Here is a 19,229-nt window from a genome sequence, read left to right on the forward strand (position 1 = left end):
TACCTTTAAAATCTAGCGAATTTACATTTTTTCATCGAGAGACTTTCCAGTTTCCCTATGGGCGAAATCGGGTAACATTAACAAAAAAAGATCCAATAACTGTTTTTTAGTCCATGATTTTTCTAAAAGCATAGTTTGAATACTTTTCTCGAAAAACGCGATTAACTTGGCATCGTACTTGAGCTCATTTTTGATAATGCCCAATTCAGCAAAGCTATCCATGTCCAGGGTCTCTTTTTCCGTGAAAAACTCCTCAAAATCCTTTTCACCTGAGGTATCACTAACACTGAAATAGCACGGCCATAACCCTTTGGCTGGTAAAGTAAATGAGAGTTCTCTTGCCTCATCTTCACTGTTACAAATATAGGCTTTATAACCACGAGTTAACAGATAGCGGGTTGCGATATCGGCAAAGGAGATAAGGTGTTGTGACTTATCGAGCTTGGGAAAGTAAATGTCTCTATTTTCACCGAAAATACACGACATCAAACAAAGCTCTCCAGACTCCTGAGGCGTCAAAAAATAGCGTTTTATATCAGTAGGTGCAACTATGGGTTGTTGTTTTAACATTCGTTGGTTAAAGCTATGCAGTAAAGAACCATCAGAAAAGGCAACATTGGCAAACCGTGCAGTAGAAATAGCCAATTGTTCACTGCCGCGCATCAAAAACATTTCCATGATACGTTTTGACGCTCCCATCATATTCACTGGGTTAGCCGCTTTATCGGTAGAAACACAAAAATATTTTTTAACCCCATTGGCAATCGATTGCTTAATCGTTTTGTCAGTATTAAGAATATTGACGTTAATCATGCGCATCAAGGTGAAGGGGTCTTTCTCGCTTCTCACATGCTTAAGTGCAGAAAGATTTAGAACATAATCATACTGGCCATCTCTAGCGATGAAAGCATCATATTCAATGGAGTCGACATCAAGGGCAAACGTTTGAAAGTCACCCGCAATATAGCCAAATGAGCTGCGTATGTCCCTGACCAGCTCGGCTAAATTATTCTCACTGATATCGACAACATGCAACTTGAGCGGAGAGCGTTTAAAGATTTCTTTAACAACCGCTTGACCAATAGAGCCAGCTCCACCGATAACGAGAAAACGTGAGTGATTGACCTCTTGATTTAATGAGGGATTATGATGGCTGATATCTGATACGAAAAGTGCGCTCTCCCTTCCTATCAATTTTAGTATGTCCGTCATTGGGGATCCTATTGGTGTTGGGAATTTTTATGCCAAATTGAGTCAGAAAATATGAGTTACTGTACAGAGAACTAAATTTTATCCTATTTTTGTATTCAACAAGATGAATCTAGTTCGACTTACGTATAAACAAAAGCAAAAAATGGACCAGATTACTATAAGTGCGGTGTGATTATGGTTTAAAAGACACTTTTAAAAGCAGAGGTAAGTCATATTCAAGACTGTCAGCCAAAGCAAGCCAGTCGTGGCGTTCTTGTTCTGCAAGCATCTCACGAAATAATTGTGCAACAGTCACTGCATTTGTTAGTTCCGGCAGCAGGGGTTTAAGCAGGTCTATACAATGAGCAAATTCATGTGAACCATCGGCTTCATAGCCTAATCGAAACTTACTAGCAGTAGATATTAATTTCATGGTGAGTATGTCAATTGGTTTATTGTTCATGACTTACACTCCTGATATGGAACGCCATTAATGGTGGCGCCATCTAAGCTTGCGTTATAAAATGTTACATGTGGTTTAGAATAAATATAATTTTCTAATGCTAGTAAATATCCACGAAAACTAAGATCAGTTGCAACTTTTTCCCCATAACCATTCATTACCCAGTGTTTTTTTGTATGGGCTATAGATATGCCCAACTCGCCGTCTTGCCAGAAGGCATGAGTCTTATTATGCGGATAACTAAAATCGCAACCGAATAAGATAATAGTTTGACTTTTTAGGTGTACTGCTAAATCTATGGCAGGGTGAATTACGCTGCCATTAGTAAATAAGCGTAATTTTGGAGCTAGTTGGTATAACTCATCATAGACTTGGCTCAGCGAATAGGCGGCAAAACGTTGTCCTGGCCACCATTGCAATACATCCTGTCGTGACTTGGGGAAATAGACTAGTTTCACACTGGCGGGGATGTTATCTGGTAACAGCTGTCGTGACATATGTTGATCTAGGCTAACAACAATATCAGGGATAATATTTTCATTGAGTAACGCTTTTAATGCGGTGTCAACACTAATCATTAGTGGTCTAGTCGACTCTGGCAACGCCCGTTGCACTCTCAGATAGGTGTAATGTTGCTCTAATGTTGGTCCTGTAGCTATAACTAAGGTCTTATTAGGCTGGTAGTAGGAGCTTAAATCGGCAGCATCACTGTCTTTTTTTATTGTAGCAAGATTTTCTATCATCCGTTGCTTAAGCTTAGCATCAACATTGTTATGCTTTTTATTGGCATAGGTAATGTTATTATTAAATGCTAGTAAGTCACGCAGCCTAGCGTTTTCATCACTGCTCAGTAATAATTCAGGTGTAATCGCGATATAGTGTTGCGGTAATCGGTTTTGTTGAGGCTGATATTCCAGTTCTAGGCGTTGATCGCTTAACCATTCTCGTTGATCGGTGTAAGTCAATAATAGGGAAAACAGATTCACGTTAAGCAGACATATGTTAATGCGTTTTATAGTAGAGTTTTGTACGAGAATTGTGGGTACATCACCCATACCGACGCCATAAACCGTCGCCCTGCTACAATTTCTTGGCAATTGACCAATTAAAAGCTGTGCTTCTGCAATACGGTTATGACGACTACTTAACTGGATACCATTAACGCTAATGGTTTGTTCACGACCTTGCACTAAATGGGCATTTAAATCTGAGACTGAAGCAGTGTTTAGTACCTGACTTAGTAATGGCCAACGTCTGTTTATAACTTCTAAATTGTCATCAAAAAGTACAGTCATTAACGGTATCCTTGAAAGTATTTTTAATTTATCAAGAGAAGCCTGCGAACTGGTCTCTCCACAGGGACTCGAACCCCGATCGGCCGCTTAGGAGGCGGCTGCTCTATCCTGTTGAGCTATGAAGAGACGACAGTGATTATACTGGTTTTATCTTTGATTAAAAGGCTTATGATTTAGTTGCTTAAATCTTAAGCGCTATGTCGTTTATCTGTACATTGTAGGCGGCATTTTGGTCTACAAGTACTGCGGTGGCGCTTTCTTCGCTTACTTGCTCAATTTTTACCGTTGCACGACTTTTGGTCGCGACGGCGCGCATTTCATTGAGTCTATCGGGTAAGTTTTGTTGTAATACTACTTGGAATTTATCACCGACACGAATGCCATGTTTACGGCCTAGATTTAATATAATCCTGTCTGCTTGTCGGCTAACGACTTGGCCAAGTAATGGCCTGCAATTAAGTGTGCTGTCTAAATCTCGGGTAGCTTGCAATATTAATTGAGTAATACTTTTTCCATAGGAGGAACGCCAGAATCTATTACTGTTGGGAGCAATGATAGCCTGTTCTTCAAATTCCCATGGGGCCGATGTGCTGTAGCTTTTGCTCCAGACCTCTTCGCCACTGATCCCATGATAGAGGCTGAGTTTGAATTGAAATTGCCTTAGCGGAGCTTCATCCCAAAATCCTAAGAAGGTGGGTTGTACAGGCTCTATCGATATATCAATGATCTGCGGTTGAAGAATATATTGGCTGTCGGTAATTTCACTGAGCCAGCTTGGGAGTCTATAACCGCGAATATCCACTAGGTCTTGTTCAATATCGAGTCGCTCGTTAGCATGGATGTGACTAAAGCCAGTTGAAGAGTAATCTTCTATAGTGTTCCCTAACGCCTCTGAAATGACCTCTTCAAAGCCTGAAAGTTGTCCATATCTAAGCTGAGAACGATCTTTTATTTGTGTTTGAGGTATTAAAATAGCGGCCTTTAATTGGCCATTAGGACACTGTTGTGTTGGATCATCATTTAGATCGAGGCGTAGGGATACATATATTTTATTTCCCTGAATTTGTTCACTTACGAGTTGGATGTTTATGGCTTGGGCGTTGCGATTTATCGCAAAGTTATTTTGTGTGAGGTTACCATTAGAGGTTTGTTGCTCGCTGGATATTTGAATACCTGTGCTTAATGTCGCATAGCTAACAGCTTGATTAATTGCTTCTTCCCTTGCTTGAGCTGTATTACCATTGATAATAGTTGCTTCTCCGCTGGCTTCTATCCATTCGGCTCTGGTGGGCAAAGAAAGTAGTAAAAGGCTCAAAATGATGAGCGAAGCTGAACCTGGTATGTGCATCAATTCAATCCTTATCGCTAAGCTAATGGCGATATTACCAATCGAGCCAGTTTTCTGACTCTTAATCTAATATGGCAATAAAGCAAATTTCGTGCCTGAGTATGAGAACTTTTGATAAAGTTTCCATTGTTACAGTCGATATACTGCGTAATAGAAGAATATTGTCGGACTGAGGTTAATATTGGTCTGAAGATTGCTGGTTTTTGTTACTCATTAAAAATTTGAAGCTTAGAAAGTGAGTCACTTGACTGCCAATGCACCCATAGATGAGGTAAATCCAATGCTAAAGCGTGTGATTATTCCCTTAACATTGATAATGTTAGGTGGATGTGTAGCTAAACCGGTTACGCCGCCCAAACCGAGTTTAGTGGATGGCAATGGGTTGCCGCCAACGGCAGTGATTAACCATTTAGCACAGCGAATAGTGACTGAGCTCGTTAAGCAAAATGATGCTTTGCGTTCTGATCAACCTATCGTAGTTGCAACACCAGTATTAGTGGGCGATTTGAATGGCACTAATGCGTTAGCGCAACAGTTACAGCAAGGATTAATGACGTCACTCCATAGCTTTCAGTTTAATGTGGTGGATTTAAACTTAGCTGATGGCTTGAGAGTCACATCTGACGGGGATTTTATTTTGACGCGAGATTGGCAAAAATTGTCGAAAGATCTTCCTGTTGAGCATCTTGTCGTTTCGACTATGAGCGTAGTAACCAATGGTATGGCGATCAATACTCGGATTGTGAACATTAGTAACAATCGCGTGGTATCGGCATCTCAAACTTTTGTGACTCAAAAAGAGTTGGCAAACTACATGCAGCCTTCGGAGCAAATTGTGTCACAAAATGGCATCTTATATCGTCAGGCGAGTCCAGGTATGAATGAAGTGCGTGTTTTAGGAGATGGAAAATGAAACGCTACCTTTTAGTTATTGTGGCGCTAATGCTAACTGGCTGCGCTGCTAAAGATAGATATGTGCAATGGGAAGATGTGCCGCCGCCGAGTTTTCCTAAGTTAACGGCTATAGGATATGCGCCGTTAGCGACTCAACCGGCTAAAGAGCAATCACAAAGAGTGTTGATGGCTATGCAGGCATCAAAAATTGTGGCTTATCGTGAATTAGCGGAACAAGTTTATGGGCAGAAAATAACGGCAAACAGCAGTGTCAGTGATTGGATGTTGACGGACGATAATGTCAAAGCGTCAGTTTCTGGCGTGATCCGCGGCGCACGAGTCGTTAAGAGTTATCCCGCAGGCGAGCATTATGTCACTGAGTTAGAACTTGATTTTTCACAGGTTTGGGCGCTTTATCAACAACAGAGCCGTCCACAACGAGTGAAGGAAGTGACGTATTTCTAGCGTTTTTGAGAGTATGTTCAACAGCATGTATTGAGCCGCGTATTTACGCGGCTTTTCTTTTTATACAAGACATGAATATCTAATCAGAGCTTAGAAAAGGGAATGCTAAGTGGGAGTGATGCGCTTGTTAGGCCTTTAAATCATTGCCTAAACTTGAGATAGTCGAGGTCTTGCCTTTATCGTTATAGGTGAGGCTGGAGGCGTTTCTGCTGGCTTGTAAAGCTTGAGCAAAGCGATTTAAACTCGCTAAATTCATCTCAATTAAACTGGCATTTTGTTCGTTTAATTCTTTGCATTCAGTCAATGCGTCTTTGATCTCAGCCATTTTATGCACGAGTTCGACTTGCTGAGTGAGTAGCGATTTATCACTGTGTTTTGCCAGAATATCATCATTATTCTTTAGTTCTTTCAGACATTGCGATTTTTCGTTAGCAAGGGAAAGCAGTAAATCGGCGTTTTGGTCAACCAAAGCGCCTTTTTCCTTGAGTATGATTTGCTTAAGAACAGCCAAATGGGCGTGTTGTAGATCTACCAGTTTAGCTATTTCAGTCATAGTTACTCTTTATTTAAGTCATTAAGTTCGGCTTCAAAACTTGCAATATTGGCAGCCAACTTTTCAGGGTCAATTTTATAGCGACCTTCGGCAATAGCTTGTTTGATTTCGGCTACTTTCTTTTGATCAACTTCAGGAAGGCTAGCCATTTTAGTCTGAGCTCCTTGAAGTTGTTGTGCCTGGGCCGTAATGACCACTGAATCGCTTCTCTGTGGTGTTGTCGATTTTGTAGCAACTTGAGCAGATTGATCGCTGCTCGTTTTCGTTGCGCCTGAACGAACTTGCGCAGTCGTTGCAGTGTTAAGTTTGCTAATATCAATTGCCATTTTAGGCTCCAGCGTCGTGTGTACGGGATTTCTTAACTGGGGTATCGGCAGCTTACAAAAAAGCTTTAGATTATTTTACATTCTTACTTCAACTTCGCCAATGCCTGTGACTATAGCATCTAGTTCTTTGTTTGAACTGCTATTTTTGACTCTGATCCGATCACCTTTATTGCCATCTTGTAGGGCTTCGCCCACTGTTTTGAGCTCGAATGAGCCAGAACGAACGTAGATAGATACCGAATCATTTTTACAAACGAAGCATAAGTTGTTGCTTAATAAGGGATTATCTTTTGCTACTCGTCGTTTTACTCGCACACCAGCCAATTTACTCGGGTCATCGAATTCGGCACCTCTCAAGCTATTTTGTTCAATGTAACGGACTTCTACTTGACTAGGAGAGATGAGTTCGCCTGGTGCTAAGATTTCGGTTGAGACAACAACGGGGAATAAGATATCCACCCGAACCGAGATATAGATTTGCCAAGGGTAAGCTAAGTCTTGTGTATCGCAGCTGACTTTTAAGGTGTTATTACGGCTAATTTCCCTATCGCTAGCCAGTTCAACTTTCATTGGAGACGAACATTGTGACGGCAGCATTCTTGCGTCAACCATCTGTGGCGAAATATTTACTTTGGCATTTTCTGGAACGGATATTTTTTCTGAAATAAGCGCTTTAGCTAATTCTGAGATTGCCGATACGGTGGGGACAATAGGCTCTGCACTCGCAAAAGCGGGCATGAAGAGGGTGAAAAGACTAAAAAAACAGACTAAATTTACTTTCATAATGAAGAGACTAGCTTGTAACGCCAGAATGCACCTATACTTTTATTAAGTTCGAAGCTGACCACTGTAATAATAATTTGCATCACTGTCAGAAGATTGACTCAGTTTCGACTATGTTTATCGATAGATAAGACGTAAGCAATTAATATGCCTATACTCAACTGAGTTATAGGGCCGAACATAAACAGAACAACAAGGCAGAGTTATGTCGAGTATTCTTGATTCAGTCAACAAACGAACCCAGCTCGTTGGACAAAACCGTTTAGAATTGCTGCTTTTTAAATTAAACGGTCGTCAACGGTTTGGGATTAACGTGTTTAAGGTGAAAGAAGTACTGCAGTGTCCACCACTGACCACTTTGCCTAAACTTAATCCTTATGTGAAGGGTGTTGCTCATATTCGTGGAACAACCATTTCAGTGATTGATTTGAGTGCGGCAACAGGGGGAAAACCTTTAGCGAGCACTGAAAACTGTTTCATCATTATTTCTGAATATAACCGTAGTGTTCAAGGCTTCTTGGTCAGTTCTGTTGAGCGGATCATCAACATGAATTGGGAAGCGATTATGCCTCCGCCGCAAGGTGCTGGCCGTTATTCTTATCTGACAGCTGTGACTGAAATTGAAGGTGAATTAGTTGAAATTCTCGATGTGGAAAAAATCTTAGATGAGATTTCACCAGTTAAAACGGCTATCAGTGAAGAAGCCAATGAAAAACTGACCCTCGACAGAACTCAGCATTATCATATTATGGTTATTGATGATTCTGCCGTGGCGCGTAAACAAATTATTCGTTCACTCGAGTCATTGAATTTACAAATTGATACCGCAAAAGATGGTCGCGAAGCATTAGACAAGCTTAAAGAGATCGCCAAAGAGATGGATAATGTGGCCGATGAGATCCCCCTCATTATCTCTGATATTGAGATGCCTGAAATGGATGGCTACACCCTGACCGCTGAAATCCGAGATGATCCTAAGCTTAAGCATATTAAAGTGGTACTGCATACTTCGTTAAGTGGTGTATTCAATCAGGCAATGGTTCAAAAAGTGGGGGCTAATGACTTTATCGCTAAGTTTAATCCCGACGAACTGGCCGCTGCTGTGAATAAGCATTTAAGTTTGTAATTGCTGTCGGTTAGTACCTAGATACGCTTTACGCTATAATCTCGACTTTATAACATGATGGTTTCGCACTGATTTTGGTGCTTGCTATAGGATTTAGGATGTGAATGTGCCAAATAAATCACTCGCTGAGGCTGAATATAATCAATTTAGGTTGTTCTTAGAGCAACACAGCGGCATCGTACTGGGTGAAAATAAGCAATATCTTGTGCGCAGTCGTCTTGCTCCTTTGATGGGCAAATATAACCTGCCATCCTTATCTGATGTGGTTAAGCATTCGATGAAGCCTACTGAGCGTGCGCTTAGAGCTGAAGTGATCGATGCTATGACGACCAATGAAACCCTTTGGTTCCGTGATCGTTATCCATTTGAGTTGTTGAATAATGTCCTACTACCTGAATACAGTCGTCTGGGGCGTCCACTTAAAATTTGGTCTGCGGCTTGCTCGTCAGGCCAAGAGCCATACTCATTGGCTATGACTATTCTTGAGTATCAACAGAAGAAGCCTGGTGCCCTGGCTGGTAGTGCTTCGATTCAAGCAACGGATTTATCTCCTTCCATGTTGGAACGCTGCAAAAATGCCGAGTACGATAGTTTGGCATTAGCGCGTGGTTTATCTGAAGAACGTAAGCGTCAGTTTTTTGAGGCATTACCTTCAGGTAATATGAAGTTAAAGGATAATGTGAAGCGGTTGGTGAACTTTAGAGCGCATAATTTGCTTGAGAGTTATAGTCTGCTTGGCAAGTTCGACATTATCTTTTGCCGCAATGTGCTGATTTATTTTGCACCAGAGGCAAAGGCAAAAATTTTGCGGCAATTCGCTGCCGCTCTCAATCCCAAAGGGATTTTATTTCTCGGTGCATCAGAATCTATCGCTGGTTTAACGGACGAGTTTGATATGGTTCGTTGTAACCCTGGCATTTATTACCAGAAAAAGACTTAACTCAGCCGCTCTAAAGAAAATTACCGACAATTGTCGGTAATTTTTTACCCATCACTTGCTCATCCTTATTGTTATTCTCAAAATTTGCCTGATGTTGGCACATGAATTGCTTTATTTTCGTGAGAACACGAGGAGGCAATTTTATGGCGATCAATTTTGATAATGCACTGGGTGTGCATCAATACACTCTCGGTATTAGAGCGCAGCGGGCTGAAGTCATTTCAAGCAATATCGCTAACGCAGATACGCCACATTACAAAGCCCGCGATGTTGATTTTTCTACGGCAATGCAGGCCGCTCGAGGCCAACAGCAGCAGCGAAATAGTCTTGAAATGCAAGAGCCAGATAAGCATTTTGGGCTTGCGGAGTTGACTGGGCAATTTGTTAAGTTCCGTGTGCCAAATCAACCCGATACCGGTGATGGTAATACTGTTGATATCCAACAGGAACAATCGGCATTCATGCAAAATGCACTTGAATATCAAATGTCGCTAGGTTTTTTAGACAGTAAGTTTAGTGGCATGAAGAAAGCGTTGAGAGGGGATTAATCATGAGTTTATTTAGCATATTTGATGTTGCTGGCTCGGGAATGTCTGCTCAATCGGTCAGGCTAAACACCACCGCGAGCAACATAGCCAACGCGGATTCCGTCTCGAGTAGTGTAGATAAGACCTATCGTTCTCGTCATCCCATTTTTGAAGCCGAAATGGCTAAAGCCCAAAGTCAGCAACAAGCTTCTCAAGGCGTTGCAGTAAAAGGCATTGTAGAAAGTGATAAACCACTACTGAAAGAATATTCGCCCGATCATCCAATGGCGGATGCGGACGGCTTTATTTATAAACCGAATGTTAATGTCATGGAAGAAATGGCAAATATGATTTCTGCTTCGCGCTCATATCAAATGAATGTTCAAGTCGCTGAAGCAGCTAAGTCTATGCTGCAACAAACACTTGGGATGGGTAAATAACATGTGTTACTTAGGAGGTAAGCTGTGAGCCTCATTAATCAAATTAACCAAGCGTCGGCGCAGACGGCTCAAAATAAGAGTCAGCCAAATGCCGTTACGACGAATTCATCAACCAGCTCAACGGGTAATCCGTTTCTTGATGGCATACGTTTGCCAAAAGAGTCAATAGTACCGGAAGCAAAAAGCCAGCAGTTAACTCAAGATGACTTTTTCTCGTTATTAAGCCAACAGTTATCGATGCAAGATCCCTTTAAGCCCGTCGACAACGACCAAATGATTGCGCAGATGGCATCATTCTCGACGGTTGATGGTATTACTAAGTTGAATAAGGAAATCGTTAATTTAAACGGTGTTATGACATCAAGCCAAGCATTACAGGCATCAGGACTTGTTGGTCGCAAGGTGTTGATCCCAACTGATACAGGTAACATTTCAGCTGAAAGCCCAACAATAAAAGGTGTGATTAGCACGCCAGCTAAAATTCCTGAAGTTACTGTACGTGTTGAGGATGAGAAAGGCCAAGTTGTGACCACCTTTAAAGTTGATGGCAGTAAGGGGGGCAATGTCGATGTTAACTGGGATGGCCTCGATAAAGATGGAAACCCTGTAACCGCAGGTAACTATACGATCAAGGCGAGTGGTTTAGTGGATGGGAAATCCCAAGAATTGCCAGTCTCGACCTATGCTCATGTGACCAGCGTTTCTCTCGGTACGGCCAGTACTGGCGCGATTCTTAACTTGAGAGGCGGTATGGGCATCAAGTTAACCGATGTGTTAGCTGTGTCTGAAACCTAAGTTTGCATAAAAGAATTTTTGCAGTATCCGAATTGGGCATAAGTTGCTCATAAATGAATTGAGTCAAGTGTAGAGGTGAATTATGTCGTTTAACATTGCATTGAGTGGCATTTCTGCCGCGCAGAAAGATTTAAACACTACGGCGAATAACATTGCTAATGCGAACACTATTGGCTTTAAAGAGTCCCGTGCTGAATTTGCGGATGTTTACGCTAATTCTATTTTTTCAAATGCTAAAACTGCTGTCGGTGGTGGTGTTGCTACGAGCCAAGTGGCACAGCAATTCCATCAAGGTAGCTTACAGTTGACGAATAACTCCCTTGATATGGCGATTAAAGGTGGTGGCTTTTTCGTTACTGCCTCTGAACTGGGTACATTAGACCACTCGTTTACCCGTGCTGGAGCATTTAAGGTCGATAAAAATAATTACATGGTTGATTCTGCTGGTAATTATTTGCAAACTTTCCCAGTGGATAAAGACGGGAACTCGACATCAGTGAGTTTAACGACGGCTAAGCCGGTACAAATACCAGACACTGCAGGTAGCCCTGTAAAGACTGAGAATGTTACTTTACAAATGAACTTAAATGCTAAAGAAAGTGCACTCGACCCCGCAGCATTCGATCCTCTAGATGCAAAAACCTACAATAACGTTACATCAATGACAATTTATGACTCACTCGGTGAGCCACATATTATGACCACTTATTTTGTTAAGCCCAAAGATGGTTCGTACAATGGTGAGAACAATTGGGTAGCTTACTATGCTGTTGATGGAAAGCAAGTCGATCTAGCCGGTCCTGCTGGTACTTATCAAACAGATACCACCGGCGATGGTACACCTGATGCAACGGGCACAGCTCAAACTGCTGGTGGTTGGAAAGGCTCTGTACTCAAGTTCAATTCGGTTGGTGTCTACACAGGTAGTGATCCTGCGATAGTCAAGACTGAGGCTTTGGGCGTCAGTGGTGCGGGTGTTTTAGGAGCTGGTGCCGATGGCACTCAAGATTTGACTGTGAAGTTTAATGCCCCAACGCAATATGCGGCTCCTTTTGGTGCAACTGAGTTGACGCAAGATGGTACGACTGTAGGTCGCTTAACTAACGTTGAAATCGGCGAAGATGGTTTAGTGACCGCGAGTTATTCTAATGGTTCAACCGTGCCTTTAGCACGGGTTGCTTTAGTTCGTTTTGCTAACGAACAAGGTTTAACGCAAGTGGGTAATACGTCGTGGAAGGCTAGTTTGAACTCAGGTCCAGCGTTAGCGGGTGAGGCAAATAGTGGAACTTTTGGTAGCATCAGTTCATCGGCGTTAGAGCAATCGAACATCGATTTAACTACTGAACTGGTCGATTTAATTTCGGCACAGCGTAACTTCCAAGCGAACTCTCGTACCCTTGAAGTGAATAACACGCTGCAACAAACCGTATTACAAATCCGCTAATCATTACTTTATTTAACTAAGTGTTGCCGCCAGTGGCAACACTTAGCCTTTATCCTGCCGTCAAATCACTTCATTTTCATATTTTTCAATTCTATCAGTAAATTAAACGTTATTTTTTTGGCATGATGCTTGCTTGGATATTGTCATGTAGAAAATTTGACGGAGCAGTCTGTGGACAAATTCCTTTATGTCGCCATGAGTGGCGCTAAGCAAAATATGAATGAGCTGGCACTCCGTGCGAACAACTTAGCCAATGCTAATACCGATGGTTTTAAATCAGATATGGCGCAGGCCAGATCGATGCAAGCCTTCGGTGAAGGGTTGCCTTCAAGGGTGTTTGCGATGACAGAATCTCCGTCAGCTAATTTTCGCTCTGGTCCGATAAAAACCACTGGACGGGATCTCGATGTTGCCATTAAAGGCGATGGCTGGTTTGCCGTTCAGGCGAAAGATGGCAGTGAAGCTTATACCCGTTCCGGTAGTCTCAGTTTCGATGCGACGGGCATGTTGTATAACGACAGAGGCAATCCCGTGATGGGGGATGTTGGCCCGATAGTGCTGCCATTACCTATTGATAAAGTGTCAATTTCACAGGATGGCATAGTGTCTGTTCGCCCTCAAGGGGCGACTGCTGAAGTGATAGAAGAAGTGGCGAGATTGAAGTTAGTTAATCCCGGCAATGCGCAGATGATGCGTGGTGAAGATGGATTATTTCGACAAATGTCAGGTGAACCAGCACCAGCTGACCCTTTCGTCGCAGTTGAAAGTGGTGCCGTAGAGGGCAGTAACGTTAACCCTGTTGATGAAATGGTGTCTTTGATTGATCTTCAGCGGCAGTTTGAATTGCAAGTCAAGATGATGAAAACCGCGGAAGAGAATGATCGCGCTTCATCTTCATTAATGCGTATTAGTTAGGAGATAGATTATGCATCCGGCGTTATGGATTAGTAAAACTGGCTTAGACGCACAGCAAACTGATATTTCAGTGATTTCAAACAACGTAGCGAACGCTAGCACTGTGGGCTACAAAAAAAGCCGCGCAGTATTTGAAGATTTACTCTATCAAACAGTTAACCAAGCGGGTGGTGTTAGTGCATCTAACACTAAGCTACCCAACGGATTAAACATAGGTGCGGGTACGAAAGTCGTCGCCACTCAAAAAATGTTTACTCAGGGTAACATGCTGACGACGGATAACTCACTGGATCTCATGATTGAAGGTCCTGGATTTTTTGAAATCCAGCTCCCTGATGGAACCACTGCTTATACTCGAAATGGTCAGTTTACCTTAGACGATACGGGTCAGATTGTGACGCCAGGTTCTGGCTATTTGCTACAACCCGCGATCACTATTCCTGATAATGCGACCAGTATTACCGTTTCAGCAGAGGGTGAAGTTTCAGTAAAAACGCCGGGTACCGCTGAGAACCAAGTCGTGGGTCAGTTGACGATGACGGATTTTATTAATCCATCGGGTCTAGATCCTATGGGACAAAACTTATATACGGAAACCGGTGCGAGCGGCACGCCAATTCAAGGTACCGCTTCGTTAGATGGCATGGGAGCGATTCGTCAAGGCGCCTTAGAAACCTCTAATGTTAACGTGACCGAGGAACTGGTTAACCTTATCGAAAGTCAGCGTATTTACGAGATGAACTCCAAAGTGATTTCAGCGGTAGATCAGATGCTGTCTTATGTGACTCAGAATTTATAGAGGCAAACATCATGGCTAGATATCTTGTGTTGGCCGTCGCGTTATTGCTTGCAGCTTGTAGCTCGACGCAAAAGAAACCCCTTGCGGATGATCCCTTTTACGCGCCGGTATACCCAGAGGCGCCGCCGACAAAAATTGCCGCAACTGGCTCTATTTATCAAGACAGCCAAGCATCTAGCTTGTATTCGGATATACGCGCCCACAAAGTCGGTGACATTATCACTATCGTATTGAAGGAATCGACTCAGGCGAAGAAAAGTGCAGGCAATCAGATCAAAAAAGGCTCAGACATGAGCTTAGATCCCATCTTTGCTGGTGGTAGTAATGTGTCCATTGGCGGAGTGCCAATTGATTTGCGTTACAAAGATAGCATGAACACTAAGCGTGAATCGGATGCGGATCAGAGCAATAGTCTAGATGGCAGCATCTCGGCAAACGTGATGCAAGTGCTAAACAACGGCAGCTTAGTGATCCGTGGTGAAAAATGGATTTCAATCAATAATGGTGATGAGTTTATTCGTGTCACTGGTCTCGTTCGCTCGCAGGACATTAAACCCGATAACACTGTCGATTCAACGCGAATGGCTAATGCCCGTATCCAATACAGTGGCACAGGCACTTTCGCAGATGCTCAAAAAGTGGGCTGGTTAAGCCAGTTCTTTATGAGCGACTGGTGGCCCTTCTAAGGAGTCGTATCATGAAATATAAACTGGTGTTAGCCGTTGCCATGCTAGTGTTTTCTCTACCTAGTCAGGCTGAACGAATTAAAGATATTGCCAATGTGCAAGGTGTGCGTAGTAACCAGTTGATTGGTTATGGCTTAGTGGTCGGTTTACCGGGAACGGGGGAAAAAACCAGTTATACCGAGCAGACCTTTATGACTATGCTCAAAAACTTTGGGATTAATCTTCCTGACAACGTCAAACCGAAAATTAAAAACGTTGCAGTGGTAGCCGTACACGCGGATATGCCTGCCTTTATCAAACCTGGTCAAGATCTTGACGTGACGGTATCTAGCTTAGGCGAAGCCAAAAGCTTACGCGGTGGCACCTTATTACAGACCTTTTTGAAAGGGGTAGACGGTAATGTGTATGCGATCGCCCAAGGTAGTTTAGTGGTGAGTGGTTTTAGTGCCGATGGTTTAGATGGTTCAAAGGTGATTCAAAATACGCCAACTGTAGGTCGTATACCCAATGGCGCGATTGTTGAGCGTAGTGTAGCAACCCCATTTTCAACTGGCGATTATTTGACGTTTAACCTACGTCGTTCGGATTTCTCTACTGCGCAGCGCATGGCCGATGCGATCAATGATCTATTAGGTCCAGATATGGCGCGTCCTTTAGATGCGACGTCTGTTCAGGTAACGGCTCCACGTGATGTATCACAACGAGTCTCCTTTTTAGCAACGCTTGAAAACCTTGATGTTGTTCCCGCAGAGGAATCTGCCAAAGTGATCGTTAATTCACGTACTGGAACCATAGTGGTTGGGCAAAACGTACGCTTACTCCCTGCGGCGATTACCCATGGCGGCATGACTGTCACGATTGCGGAGGCGACACAGGTTTCGCAGCCAAATGCCTTGGCTAATGGTCAAACAACCGTCACGAGTAATAGTACGATCACAGCGACAGAAAGTGACCGTCGTATGTTTATGTTTAATCCAGGCACTACGCTGGATGAGCTGGTTAGAGCGGTTAACTTAGTCGGTGCAGCCCCTTCAGATGTGTTAGCAATACTTGAAGCATTAAAAGTGGCAGGAGCTTTGCATGGTGAACTTATCATCATCTAATTTCTGTCGGGAAAATCATGGAAAAGCTTTCAAGTTCATCACATTTTCTTGACCTGGGCGGGCTAGATTCACTCCGCGCCCAGGCTCAGAAAGATGAGAAGGGCGCCTTGAAAAAGGTCGCCCAACAATTTGAAGGTATTTTCGTGCAAATGCTGATGAAAAGTATGCGCGATGCCAATGCGGTTTTTCAGTCTGATAGTCCACTCAATAGCCAATACACTCAGTTTTACGAGCAGATGCGCGATCAGCAGTTATCGGTCGATTTATCTGACAAAGGTGTATTGGGCCTTGCCGATATGATGGTGCAGCAACTCTCTCCCGAAACAAGTCATTTCACGCCTGCATCGGTATTGCGTGACGATGGTGGCATGAAAATGCTCCACGACGATAAAGCGCTTAATGTGCCTATGCAGAGTTCAGCCGCTCCTGTGGTTGAACCCACAGTTGTAAATCATGGTGTGCCGGCTGCTATCGCTCGGCCTGTATTTGAACCGGATAGAGCTGAAGATGCAAATTCATCAATGGACATTGATGCGCCTAATCGTTCACTGGCTATCGATACGCCTAAGCCGAGCTGGAGTGAACAATCACTTTCAGTGGTAGAACCTGTGATTAGCGGCCAAGTTTTGCCGACGGCAGCATTTAGGGAAACCCAAAAGATTGTCAGGTTTGGTAGTCGAGAAGAATTTTTAGCGACCTTATATCCACATGCTGAAAAAGCCGCAAAAACATTAGGTACTCAACCAGAAGTATTGTTGGCGCAATCGGCACTGGAAACTGGCTGGGGACAAAAAATCGTCCGCGGCAATAACGGTGCGCCGAGTCATAACCTATTCAACATTAAAGCTGATCGTCGTTGGTTAGGTGATAAGGCTAACGTCAGTACCTTAGAATTTGAGCACGGTGTTGCTGTTCAGCAAAAAGCTGACTTCCGAGTTTATAGTGATTTCGAGCATAGCTTTAACGATTTTGTGTCCTTCATTGCCGAAGGTGAACGTTATCAAGATGCGAAAAAAGTGGCCGCTTCCCCTACTCAATTCATCCGAGCTTTGCAGGATGCGGGTTATGCCACTGATCCTCGATACGCTGAAAAAGTGATTAAAGTGATGCAGTCGATCAGTGAAGAACTGAAATCAATTCTGCCAGGAGAAGACAAATGATGAATCTTACAACCCTGTTTGTTCATAGGAGTGTCAACTAATGGCCGTTGATCTACTGAATATAGCGCGAACTGGGGTGCTTGCCTCCCAGTCGCAACTGGGTGTTACCAGTAATAATATAGCTAACGCCAATACCGCTGGTTACCACAGACAAGTAGCAACGCAGTCGACTCTTGAATCGCAGCGTTTTGGTAGTAGCTTTTATGGCACTGGAACTTACGTTAATGACGTTAAGCGTATCTACAATGACTATGCTGCAAGAGAGTTACGCATTGGTCAAACAACGTTAAGCGCCGCCGAAGCCAGCTACGGTAAATTGAGTGAGCTAGATCAGCTGTTTTCACAGGTAGGTAAAGTTGTGCCACAAAGCTTGAATGACCTGTTTTCGGGGCTGAATAGTGTGGCTGATTTGCCTGCAGATTTGGGTATTCGGAGTTCGACCCTAACAAACGCACAGCAAGTTGCCAGCAGTCTTAATCAGATGCAGTCGTATTTGAATGGCCAGCTTAATCAGACCAATGACCAGATCACAGGTATGACTAAGCGTATCAATGAGATCAGTACAGAACTGGCAAATTTAAACCTAGAGTTAATGAAGTCGCCGAATCAGGATGCGCAGTTGCTTGATAAGCAAGATGCACTGGTTCAAGAGTTAAGCCAGTATGCTCAAGTGAACGTTATTCCATTAGAAAATGGTGCTAAGAGCGTAATGCTCGGTGGTTCAGTGATGTTGGTCTCTGGCGAAATTGCTATGACGATGGGAGTCCAAGCGGGTGATCCATTTCCGAATGAGCTTCAATTGACTTCAAGTATTGGTTCGCAAAGTGTCACTGTTGATCCGAGTAAACTTGGCGGTCAGTTAGGGGCCATTTTTGATTATCGTGATCAAACGTTAATTCCCGCGGGTCATGAGCTCGATCAATTAGCCTTGGGCGTGGCTGATAACTTCAATAAAATGCAAGCACAAGGTATTGACCTCAATGGACAAGTTGGTGCCAATATCTTCAAAGATATCAACGATCCTATGATGTCTTTGGGCCGTGCAGCAGGTTTTTCTGGTAATACAGGTAATGCAACGTTAGGCGTCACCATAGATGACACCAGTTTATTAACTGGTGGTGCCTACGAACTGTCATTTACCGCGCCTGCAACTTATGAGCTGAGAGATTCGAAAACGGGGGCAATTACGCCACTGACGTTAACTGGCTCGACTTTATCGGGTGGATCTGGATTTTCAATTGATATAAAAGCGGGCGCTATGGCGTCTGGCGATCGTTTTGCCATTCGCCCGACAGCGGGTGCTTCAAATGGCATTGAAGTGGTCATGAAAGACCCTAAAGGCATTGCCGCCGCATCACCAAAGATTACTGCAGATGCCGCTAACTCGGGCAATACCCAAGTGAAGTTGACTCAAATTAGCAATCGTAATGCCGCAAATTTCCCTGTAACGGGCAGTGAGTTGACGATAAAGCTCGATACCACAGTTGTGCCTCCAACCTATGAAGCATTCGACGCCGCGGGAACATCCCTTGGGGCTGCAGCCCCTTATACGCCTCCGAGTATTAGCGCTTTTGGTTTTACCTTTGAAGTTGAAAGCAAAGCGGCTGCAGGCAATGACAGATTTACCTTCGATTTATCCTTCGCAGCGGGGGATAACTCTAATGCTGTCGCTATGGCTAAGTTGAGCGAAAGTAAGGTGATGAATGGGGGAAAGTCGACCCTAGCTGATGTGTTCGAGAACACTAAGCTCGAGGTAGGCAGTAAAACGAAAGCGGCTGAAGTGCGTGTTGGTTCGGCAGAGGCGGTGTATCAACAAGCTTATGCGCGAGTAGAGAGTGAGTCGGGCGTGAACTTAGATGAAGAAGCAGCAAATTTAATGCGTTTTCAGCAAGCCTATCAAGCCTCTGCGCGGATCATGACGACTGCACAGCAGATTTTTGACACCTTATTATCCTCAGTGCGTTAGGAGATTTAAC

General features: G+C 43.5%; 21 protein-coding genes and 1 tRNA gene. 14 read left to right on the forward strand and 8 right to left on the reverse strand.

All coding sequences use genetic code 11. The annotated features are described in order from the left end of the window. Positions 1-21: 21 nt before the first annotated feature. The 5 genes from ACHA99_RS05080 to ACHA99_RS05100 all read right to left on the reverse strand — a co-directional run bounded on the left by ACHA99_RS05080 (position 22) and on the right by ACHA99_RS05100 (position 4,297). Positions 22-1,212: a UDP-N-acetylglucosamine 4,6-dehydratase gene (locus ACHA99_RS05080; protein WP_393941471.1), complete on the reverse strand. Its 1,191-nt coding sequence runs from the start codon at positions 1,210-1,212 to the stop codon at positions 22-24. Positions 1,213-1,384: 172 nt separating this feature from the next. Next, complete coding sequence (locus tag ACHA99_RS05085) at positions 1,385-1,654, reverse strand: hypothetical protein (RefSeq protein ID WP_393941473.1); 270 nt, start codon at positions 1,652-1,654, stop codon at positions 1,385-1,387. After that, entirely contained in the window at positions 1,651-2,949 is a 1,299-nt protein-coding gene (locus tag ACHA99_RS05090) for a motility associated factor glycosyltransferase family protein (RefSeq protein ID WP_393941475.1), read from the reverse strand. The genes ACHA99_RS05085 and ACHA99_RS05090 overlap by 4 nt, the downstream gene beginning before the upstream one ends. A 50-nt stretch (positions 2,950-2,999) precedes the next feature. Then, a tRNA-Arg gene (locus tag ACHA99_RS05095) sits at positions 3,000-3,075 on the reverse strand. Between the two features lie 55 nt (positions 3,076-3,130). Next, positions 3,131-4,297 (reverse strand): flagellar assembly protein FlgT, encoded by a 1,167-nt coding sequence (locus tag ACHA99_RS05100; protein WP_131523072.1) that lies wholly within the window; start codon positions 4,295-4,297, stop codon positions 3,131-3,133. 280 nt (positions 4,298-4,577) lie between these two features. Between ACHA99_RS05100 and ACHA99_RS05105 the strand changes: the two genes are divergently transcribed. Both ACHA99_RS05105 and ACHA99_RS05110 read left to right on the forward strand, forming a co-directional pair. Then, entirely contained in the window at positions 4,578-5,210 is a 633-nt protein-coding gene (locus ACHA99_RS05105) for a FlgO family outer membrane protein (protein WP_028761216.1), read from the forward strand. Next, a complete protein-coding gene (locus tag ACHA99_RS05110; protein WP_219253411.1) occupies positions 5,207-5,656 on the forward strand; it encodes an LPP20 family lipoprotein in 450 nt (149 codons plus the stop codon). Before ACHA99_RS05105 ends, ACHA99_RS05110 begins: the two co-directional genes overlap by 4 nt. 127 nt (positions 5,657-5,783) lie before the next feature. On the opposite strand, the gene ACHA99_RS05115 is transcribed toward ACHA99_RS05110, so the two are convergent. The 3 genes from ACHA99_RS05115 to flgA form a co-directional block, all read right to left on the reverse strand. Further along, complete coding sequence (locus ACHA99_RS05115; protein WP_028761214.1) at positions 5,784-6,209, reverse strand: flagella synthesis protein FlgN; 426 nt, start codon at positions 6,207-6,209, stop codon at positions 5,784-5,786. A 2-nt stretch (positions 6,210-6,211) separates the two neighbouring features. After that, positions 6,212-6,535 (reverse strand): flagellar biosynthesis anti-sigma factor FlgM, encoded by a 324-nt coding sequence (flgM, locus tag ACHA99_RS05120; RefSeq protein WP_107948432.1) that lies wholly within the window; start codon positions 6,533-6,535, stop codon positions 6,212-6,214. A 75-nt stretch (positions 6,536-6,610) separates the two neighbouring features. Next, complete coding sequence (gene flgA, locus ACHA99_RS05125) at positions 6,611-7,318, reverse strand: flagellar basal body P-ring formation chaperone FlgA (protein ID WP_393941479.1); 708 nt, start codon at positions 7,316-7,318, stop codon at positions 6,611-6,613. A 205-nt stretch (positions 7,319-7,523) separates the two neighbouring features. Between flgA and ACHA99_RS05130 the strand changes: the two genes are divergently transcribed. The 12 genes from ACHA99_RS05130 (at position 7,524) to flgK (ending at position 19,219) form a co-directional block, all read left to right on the forward strand. After that, positions 7,524-8,444: a chemotaxis protein CheV gene (locus ACHA99_RS05130; protein ID WP_028761211.1), complete on the forward strand. Its 921-nt coding sequence runs from the start codon at positions 7,524-7,526 to the stop codon at positions 8,442-8,444. Between the two features lie 100 nt (positions 8,445-8,544). After that, positions 8,545-9,384 carry a CheR family methyltransferase gene (locus tag ACHA99_RS05135; RefSeq protein WP_393941481.1) on the forward strand — a complete coding sequence of 280 codons (840 nt, stop codon included), beginning with the start codon at positions 8,545-8,547 and terminating at the stop codon, positions 9,382-9,384. A 143-nt stretch (positions 9,385-9,527) separates the two neighbouring features. Further along, positions 9,528-9,932, forward strand: coding sequence for a flagellar basal body rod protein FlgB (flgB, locus tag ACHA99_RS05140; protein WP_393941483.1), 405 nt, complete (start codon positions 9,528-9,530; stop codon positions 9,930-9,932). 2 nt (positions 9,933-9,934) lie between these two features. Next, entirely contained in the window at positions 9,935-10,351 is a 417-nt protein-coding gene (flgC, locus tag ACHA99_RS05145) for a flagellar basal body rod protein FlgC (RefSeq protein WP_393941485.1), read from the forward strand. Between the two features lie 24 nt (positions 10,352-10,375). Beyond that, positions 10,376-11,146 (forward strand): flagellar hook assembly protein FlgD, encoded by a 771-nt coding sequence (gene flgD, locus ACHA99_RS05150; protein ID WP_173497640.1) that lies wholly within the window; start codon positions 10,376-10,378, stop codon positions 11,144-11,146. Positions 11,147-11,228: 82 nt separating this feature from the next. Next, positions 11,229-12,590: a flagellar hook protein FlgE gene (flgE, locus tag ACHA99_RS05155; protein ID WP_105251929.1), complete on the forward strand. Its 1,362-nt coding sequence runs from the start codon at positions 11,229-11,231 to the stop codon at positions 12,588-12,590. Between the two features lie 171 nt (positions 12,591-12,761). Continuing rightward, positions 12,762-13,505 (forward strand): flagellar basal-body rod protein FlgF, encoded by a 744-nt coding sequence (gene flgF / locus ACHA99_RS05160; protein WP_393941487.1) that lies wholly within the window; start codon positions 12,762-12,764, stop codon positions 13,503-13,505. 10 nt (positions 13,506-13,515) lie between these two features. Next, positions 13,516-14,304 carry a flagellar basal-body rod protein FlgG gene (gene flgG, locus ACHA99_RS05165; protein ID WP_028761205.1) on the forward strand — a complete coding sequence of 263 codons (789 nt, stop codon included), beginning with the start codon at positions 13,516-13,518 and terminating at the stop codon, positions 14,302-14,304. Positions 14,305-14,315: 11 nt separating this feature from the next. Next, positions 14,316-14,990: a flagellar basal body L-ring protein FlgH gene (gene flgH, locus ACHA99_RS05170; RefSeq protein ID WP_028761204.1), complete on the forward strand. Its 675-nt coding sequence runs from the start codon at positions 14,316-14,318 to the stop codon at positions 14,988-14,990. A gap of 11 nt (positions 14,991-15,001) precedes the next feature. After that, positions 15,002-16,093, forward strand: a complete 1,092-nt coding sequence (locus tag ACHA99_RS05175; protein ID WP_028761203.1) for a flagellar basal body P-ring protein FlgI — start codon at positions 15,002-15,004, stop codon at positions 16,091-16,093. Positions 16,094-16,110: 17 nt separating this feature from the next. Continuing rightward, positions 16,111-17,253, forward strand: a complete 1,143-nt coding sequence (gene flgJ, locus ACHA99_RS05180) for a flagellar assembly peptidoglycan hydrolase FlgJ (protein ID WP_028761202.1) — start codon at positions 16,111-16,113, stop codon at positions 17,251-17,253. 40 nt (positions 17,254-17,293) lie between these two features. Next, a complete protein-coding gene (flgK, locus tag ACHA99_RS05185) occupies positions 17,294-19,219 on the forward strand; it encodes a flagellar hook-associated protein FlgK (RefSeq protein WP_393941491.1) in 1,926 nt (641 codons plus the stop codon). The last annotated feature ends 10 nt before the right edge of the window (positions 19,220-19,229 follow it).

The sequence above is a fragment of the Shewanella sp. S23-S33 genome, from assembly GCF_043359565.1.
Lineage (GTDB): Bacteria > Pseudomonadota > Gammaproteobacteria > Enterobacterales > Shewanellaceae > Shewanella > Shewanella oncorhynchi.